The 6,686-nt window shown below is 70.6% G+C and carries 4 protein-coding genes; 1 reads left to right on the top strand and 3 read right to left on the bottom strand.

All coding sequences use genetic code 11. The annotated features are described in order from the left end of the window. Window positions 1-601 precede the first annotated feature (601 nt). Window positions 602-1,162, bottom strand: a complete 561-nt coding sequence (locus ABZ851_RS04110) for a MarR family transcriptional regulator (protein ID WP_088798533.1) — start codon at window positions 1,160-1,162, stop codon at window positions 602-604. Window positions 1,163-1,351: 189 nt separating this feature from the next. Here ABZ851_RS04110 and ABZ851_RS04105 point away from each other — a divergent pair, with 189 nt between their 5' ends. Then, window positions 1,352-2,650 (top strand): MFS transporter, encoded by a 1,299-nt coding sequence (locus ABZ851_RS04105; protein ID WP_361121839.1) that lies wholly within the window; start codon window positions 1,352-1,354, stop codon window positions 2,648-2,650. Between the two features lie 112 nt (window positions 2,651-2,762). Here ABZ851_RS04105 and ABZ851_RS04100 read toward each other — a convergent pair whose 3' ends face one another. Beyond that, complete coding sequence (locus ABZ851_RS04100) at window positions 2,763-4,580, bottom strand: SpoIIE family protein phosphatase (protein WP_361121718.1); 1,818 nt, start codon at window positions 4,578-4,580, stop codon at window positions 2,763-2,765. A 308-nt stretch (window positions 4,581-4,888) separates the two neighbouring features. After that, on the bottom strand, window positions 4,889-6,268 hold the full coding sequence (locus ABZ851_RS04095) for an NAD(P)/FAD-dependent oxidoreductase (RefSeq protein ID WP_361121836.1): 1,380 nt from the start codon (window positions 6,266-6,268) through the stop codon (window positions 4,889-4,891). Window positions 6,269-6,686: the final 418 nt, after the last annotated feature.

Below are 6,686 nucleotides of genomic sequence, written 5' to 3'. Positions count from 1 at the left end.
GGAACCTCATCTCCATGATGGAGACGGGGTATCAACATATCTGGCGTTGACTTTTGGCACGCTGTTGAGTTCTCAAGGAACGGACGCTTCCTTTGTTCCTGTTTCACCAGGATCTCCGGGCGCTTCCCTTCGGTCTTGCGTTTCCGACTCTATCAGATCCTTGCGGGCCCGATTTTCGCCGGTGCGTTTCCGCCTTTCGGCTTCTTCGCGTTTCCAACCTTACCAGATCCGTTTCCGTCTCCGGCCCCGTGTTGGAGCGGGTCGGCCGTCCGGCTTTCGCTTTCCGGCCTTTCCGACTCTAGCAGACCCGATTTCGTTCCGTTGCCGGTCCGAATTCGTTTCCGATTACCCGTCGGAGGGGGTTCGCCTGGGGTGCGACTTCTTGCGTTGCCGCGCCTTTCGGCGTGATCACTACTTTAGCGGAATTCCTCGTTGACGCATAATCACGTCACGGTCGAATTTCGGCATGCCGAAATTGGTCCCGGTGAGGGGCCGTGCAGTAGTGGTGTGCCGCGAAGCGGCGAATGGTCGCCTCGAACCGTTCCGGCTCTGTGGCAACTCGGAGAACACTACGTATCGGGGAGGGCAGTGTCAACTTGCGTCAGTCAAGGTCACTCAGACGTCCGTCGGCGTCCGGCTGGGCGTCCTCGACACGGCGCAGCAGACGGGTCAGGACCTGGCCGAGAAGTTGACGCTCCTCGCCGGAGAGGTCCTGGAGGAGGTCTTCCTCGAAGACCGTTGCCAGGCGCATCGCCTCGAGCCACTTCTCCCGGCCCTCGTGGGTGAGCGCGACGATCACGCGGACGCGGTTGGTCTCGTCGCGCTCCCGTGTCACCAGCCCCTCGTTCGCCATGCGGTCGATGCGGTGGGTCATGGCGGCCGGCGTGAGGCCGAGGAGCTTGGCGAGTTCGCCGGGGCCCATTTCGTAGGGGGCGCCGGAGACGACGAGGGCCTTGAGGACTTCCCACTCGGCGTTGCTCAGTCCAAGGGTGGCGGTCTGCCGCCCGTAGGCGACGTTCATCCGCCGGTTGAGGCGCTGGAGTGCGGAGACGACCTGCTCCACCTGGGGGTCGAGGTCTTGGAATTCGCGCTGATAGGCCGCGATCTGTTCCTCGAGGCTCGGCTCGGCAGCGTCGGCGGCCGCATCTGAGGGCTCAGGCATGCGGCGCAGTATGGCATGGAAGTCATTGGCGTTGAAGTTCTTCGAGGTGTACTCTTTAACTTCGAACTTTAGAGTTGAAGTCTTCAGGGTGAGACTGTCCGGCTCCGGACGGGTCTCGCCCTGGTGTCTGTCCCAGCTCGTGGGTTCGTCCCTCTTATCCGTTTGATGACCTGACCTAGGTAGGTGAGTGTGACCACCGCGATGGGCGCCGCGTTGCGCCGGATCCAGCTCGGGAACGCGCTGAGTGCGTTCGGGAGCGGCTTCACCGTTCCGTATCTGTACGTCTATGTGGCGAAGGTGCGGGATCTCGGCGCGAGCACTGCCGGTGCGGTGCTCGCCCTGCTGGCGGTGGCCGCGCTGGTCGTCCTGCCGCTGACCGGTCGCGCCATCGACCGGCGAGGGCCGCTGCCGGTGGCCATCGCCGGCACGGTCTCCGCCGCCGTCGGTTCCCTGGGGATCGGGCTGTCCGCCACCGAGCCGCTGGTCATCGCGTCGGCCATCGCGCTCGGTGCCGGGATAGCGGTCATTCAGCCGGCCCTGGCGACGATGATCGTGTGGTGCTCGACGACGCTGACGAGGTCGCGGGCGTTCGCCACCCAGTTCTTCCTGAACAACCTGGGGCTGGGCGTCGGCGGGCTGGTCGGCGGGCTGCTGGTCGACGAGGCGCATGCGTCGAGCTTTGTGCGGCTGTTCGCCATCGAGGCCGTGATGTTCCTGGTGCTCGGCGCGGCGGTGGCGAGCGTACGGCTGCCGCGGTCGCCGAAGGTCGAGGACGAGGTGCCGACCGAGGAGCGGGCCAAGGGGGCCTGGCGGGCGATGTTCGCCGACCGGCGGATGGTGTGGCTGTGTGTCCTGGGGTTCGTGCTGTTCTTCGCCTGCTACGGGCAGTTCGAGTCGGGGCTGGCGGCCTACGCGACCGAGGTCACCCGCATACCGCCGGCCGGCCTGGGCATCGCGCTCGCGGCCAATACGGCGGCGATCGTGGCGGCGCAGTTCGTGGTGCTCAAGCTGGTCGAGCGGCGGCGGCGCAGCCGGGTGATGGCGCTGGTCGGGGTGGTCTGGACGGTGGCGTGGCTGGCTGCCGGGCTGTCCGGGCTGGTGCACGGCGCGCAGGTGGTGGCGACGACGCTGCTGATCTCGACGTACGCACTGTTCGGTATCGGTGAGTCGATGCTGTCGCCGACGGTGGCTCCGCTGGTGGCCGATCTGGCGCCGGCTTCCCTGATCGGGCAGTACAACTCGGCGTTCGCGCTGGTCAAGCAGCTGGCATTGGCGCTCGGTCCGGCTGTGGGCGCGCTGATGGTGGGGCACGGGATGTACGGGGCGTACATCGGGATGCTCGTGGTGTGTGCGCTGGGGATCACGGCCTTGTCGCTGTGGCTGGGCCGGATGCTGCGTCCGGCGCAGGACAACCCGCACCGTGCGGTGGCCTCCCTGCCCGCGGCGCGGGTGCCGGCCGAGGCGGAAGCCGTGGCCTGCGGGGCCTGATCCCCCTGTCCGGTGCCCGGTGTCCCGTATACCGGGCGCCCGGTGCCGTAGGAGGTCCGCGTCTTCATGCCGCCGGCCCCGGTCCGATCGGACCGGGGCCGGCGGCGTACGGCTATCCGCGGGGCAGTGCGAATTCGCACCAGACGGCCTTGCCGCCGCCCGGGGTGCGGCGGGAGCCCCAGGACGAGGCGATGGTGGCGACGATGGAGATGCCCCGGCCGGCCTCGTCGGCCGGTTCGGCGCGGCGGCGGCGCGGGAGGTGGTCGTCGCCGTCGGTGACCTCGACGATCAGCCGGCGGTCCGTGCGGCGCAGGCGCAGACGCATGGGCGGGGTGCCGTGCTGGAGGGAGTTGGCGACCAGTTCGCTGGCGGCCAGCACACCGAGGTCGTGCAGCTCGGGCGGGAAGCGCCAGGAGGCGAGGACCCCGGAGGCGAAGGCGCGGGCGCGCGGGGCCGCTTCGGTGCCGCCGAGGAGTTCGAGCGCGGCGTTGTGGAACAGCTCGGCGTCATGGCCGGTCCGCTCCGGGTGCTGGAGGACGAGGATGGCGACGTCGTCGTCGTGGCTGGCGGTGATGCCCAGGGAGCGCAGCAGGCGGTCGCAGACGATGTCCGGAGCGCCGGCGGCACCGGCGAAGGCGCGTTCCAGGGCCTCGACGCCGTGGTCGATGTCCTTGTCGCGGCGCTCGACCAGGCCGTCGGTGTACAGGACGGCGCTGCTGCCGGGGCCCAGGGGAACGGATCCGGAGGTGTGCAGCCAGCCGCCGGTGCCCAGGGGCGGTCCGGTCGGTTCGGCGGCGCGGATGACCGTGCCGTCCACGTTGCGTACGAGGATGGGCAGATGGCCGGCGGAGGCGTAGACCAGCCGGCCCTCGTTCGGGTCGTGGACGGCGTAGACGCAGGTGGCGATCTGGCTGGCGTCGATCTCGGCGGCCAGGCCGTCCAGGAGCTGCAGGACCTCGTGGGGCGGGAGGTCGAGGCGGGCGTAGGCGCGGACGGCGGTGCGCAGCTGGCCCATGACCGCGGCGGCGCGCACCCCGCGGCCCATGACATCGCCGATGACCAGGGCCGTACGGCCGGCGCCGAGGGTGATGACGTCGTACCAGTCGCCGCCGACCGCGGCGTCCGTGCCGCCGGGCTGGTAGGTGGCGGCGACGCGGAGGTCGTCGGGCTGCTCCAGCTCCTGGGGCAGCAGGGAGCGCTGGAGGGTGACCGCGGCCTCGCGCTGGCGGGCCTCGCTGGCGCGCAGCCGCTCGGCGGACTCGATCTGGTCGGTGACCTCGGCGCCGAAGACCAGGACGCCCTTGTGCGGGGCGACGCAGGCGACCTCGGGGTCGGGTGCCGGGCCGCTCGCCGCGACCTCGATCGGGGTGCAGGTGAAGGTGTAGTAGCCGTCGCGGGTGCGGTCGCTGCCCGCGCCCGCGGGCACCTTGCGGGACTTGACCGTCCGCGGTTTGCCGCTGCGCAGGACCTGGTCCATCAGGGGGAGCAGGCCGAGGGTGCCGAGCTCGGGGAGGGCTTCGCGGGCGGTGCGGCCGGCCGGGCGGGGGCCGAAGACGCCGGCGTAGGCGCCGTTGACGTAGGCGAGGCGGTGCTCGGGGCCGTAGACGACGGCGACGAGGGCGGGGATGGTGCCGAGGATGTCGTGGACGGACAGGGCGTCGACCGTGGGCGGCAGGGCCACGGGGGTGGGTTCCCGGGAGGCCGTGGCTTCCGCGTGCTCGGCGCGGGCCGCGGGGACGGAGCCCGTGGTCGCGGCCGTCGGTGCGGCGGGCGCGGTGCCGTCCGCCGCGGGCACGGCGGACGGCACCGGGGACGCGGTGGGCGGTGCGGCCGGCGTGCCGGACGCGGGGCGGGGCGCGGCGCGGTCGGACCGCGCGGCGGCACGCCGTTGGGTGCCGGGGAATTTGGCGCTCCAGCGCGTGAAGATCACGGAGGGGTACCTCTTACTTCGCGTCGTCGCGCGGGATCGGGCCGTCGGCAGGGTGGGACCTCCCGGCCGGCGGCCGGGGAGAGGTCGGCTGGGGACACTCTCGGCGCCCCTTCGCTGAATGCAGCAAACGTCCAGAATCCTCGTGATTGTCACTCTTTGCAGATACGAGCCCACCCATGGTCACACGTCCAGTGTGGCCGACCGGACGGACATCCGTCAGACGCCCGGGTGCCGGGAGGGAGTTCCGCGTTCCGGAACGTCCCGCCGACCGGGGGCCGACAGTACTCACCTCTTCGGGGTACGGCGCGTCAACTGGCTTCGTTGTGCCGTCCGGTGCCCGCGGCGAGTTCGAACTCGGCGCGCGGGTTCTCCAGCGAGCCGAGCGAGACGATCTCGCGCTTGAACAGGCCGGCCAGCGTCCATTCGGCGAGCACCCGTGCCTTGCGGTTGAAGGTCGGCACCCGGCTGAGGTGGTAGGCGCGGTGCATGAACCACGCCGGGTAGCCCTTCAGCTTGCGCCCGTAGACGTGCGCCACGCCCTTGTGCAGGCCGAGCGAGGCCACCGAGCCGGCGTACGTGTGCGCGTAGTCCTGGACCGGGCCGCCGCGTACCGCCGCCGCGATGTTCTCGGCGAGCACCTTGGACTGGCGGACGGCGTGCTGCGCGTTGGGGGCGCACAGGGCCCGGGGCTCGTCGGGCTTGGCGGGCGGCGCGGCCGTCAGGTCGGGGACCGCGGCCGCGTCGCCGGCGGACCAGGCGTGCTCGACGCCGTCCACCCGGAGCGCGGGGGTGCACCGGAGGCGGCCGTGGGCGTTCAGCGGCAGCCCGGTCGCTGCCAGGATCGGGTGCGGTTTGACGCCCGCGGTCCACACCAGGGTCCGGGTCGGGAAGCGGGAGCCGTCGCTGAGCCGGGCGACCCGTTTTTCACAGGACTCCAGCCGAGTCTCCATCCGGACGTCGATGTTGCGGGCGCGCAGCTCACGGACGGCGTAACGGCCCATGTCGGGGCCCACTTCGGGCAGGATCCGGTCGGTCGCCTCGACCAGGATCCACTTCATGTCCTCGGGCTGGATGTTGTGGTAGTAGCGGACGGCGTAGCGGGCCATGTCCTCCAGTTCGGCCAGCGCCTCCACGCCCGCGTACCCGCCGCCGACGAAGACGAAGGTGAGCGCGGCGTCGCGGACCGCGGGGTCACGGGTGGAGGAGGCGATGTCGAGCTGCGCGAGGACGTGGTTGCGCAGTCCGATGGCCTCCTCGACCGTCTTGAAGCCGATGCCGACGTCGGCCAGGCCCGGGACGGGCAGGGTGCGCGAGACCGAGCCGGGCGCCAGGACCAGCTCGTCGTACTCCACCTCGACGGCGCCGTTGCCGGTCTCCTCCGCGGCCAGGGTGGTGATGGTGGCCCGGCGGTCGCCGTGGTCGAGGGCGGTGACCTCGCCGATGACGACCTTGCACCGCGGCAGCACCCGGCGCAGCGGTACGACGACATGGCGCGGGGAGATCGAACCGGCCGCGGCCTCGGGCAGGAAGGGCTGGTACGTCATGTACGGCTCGGGGTCGACCACGATGATCTCGACGGTGCCCCGGTGCAGTTCCTGCTTCAGTTTTCGCTGCAGCCGCAGGGCGGTGTACATCCCCACATAGCCACCACCGACAACGAGAATGCGCGTCACGTCATTCGAGGACACAGTCTTCACAGAGGTTCTCCTCGCGGTGTCGGCCAGGCCCGGGCGGCACCGATCCGGCGGGCGGCCGGCGGCGCGGCCACCCTCGGGAGCTGCGCCCCCGGGTAAAGCACAGCACTGTTCCATGACGCACTGCCGGCGCGGCTTTGTCCACAGGCCCGTCGAAATGTATGACCGGTCGCAGCCCTGGGGACGGAACGGCATATTCCGCGCGTGCGGGCAGAGGTTCCCTGGTCAGAGGGTGGGTGGCGGGGGAAGAACGGGGTCGTGATCCGGGTGGATCAGCCCCCTTGGTCCGATCGGGGGGCGCATTGCGCGGAACGCCCCCTTCATTCTTGACCCGGGCTCAACTATGTTCGTATGTCGTTGGGGTGCACCCTGTCATCGGTACGCCCTGACTGTCAGGGCGGGGAGTCTCCGG

It is taken from the genome of Streptomyces sp. NPDC047049 (assembly GCF_040643995.1).
GTDB classification, from domain to species: domain Bacteria; phylum Actinomycetota; class Actinomycetes; order Streptomycetales; family Streptomycetaceae; genus Streptomyces; species Streptomyces mooreae.
The sequence above is the reverse complement of the archived record's forward strand: the minus strand, read 5'-3'. Positions and strand labels throughout refer to the sequence as shown.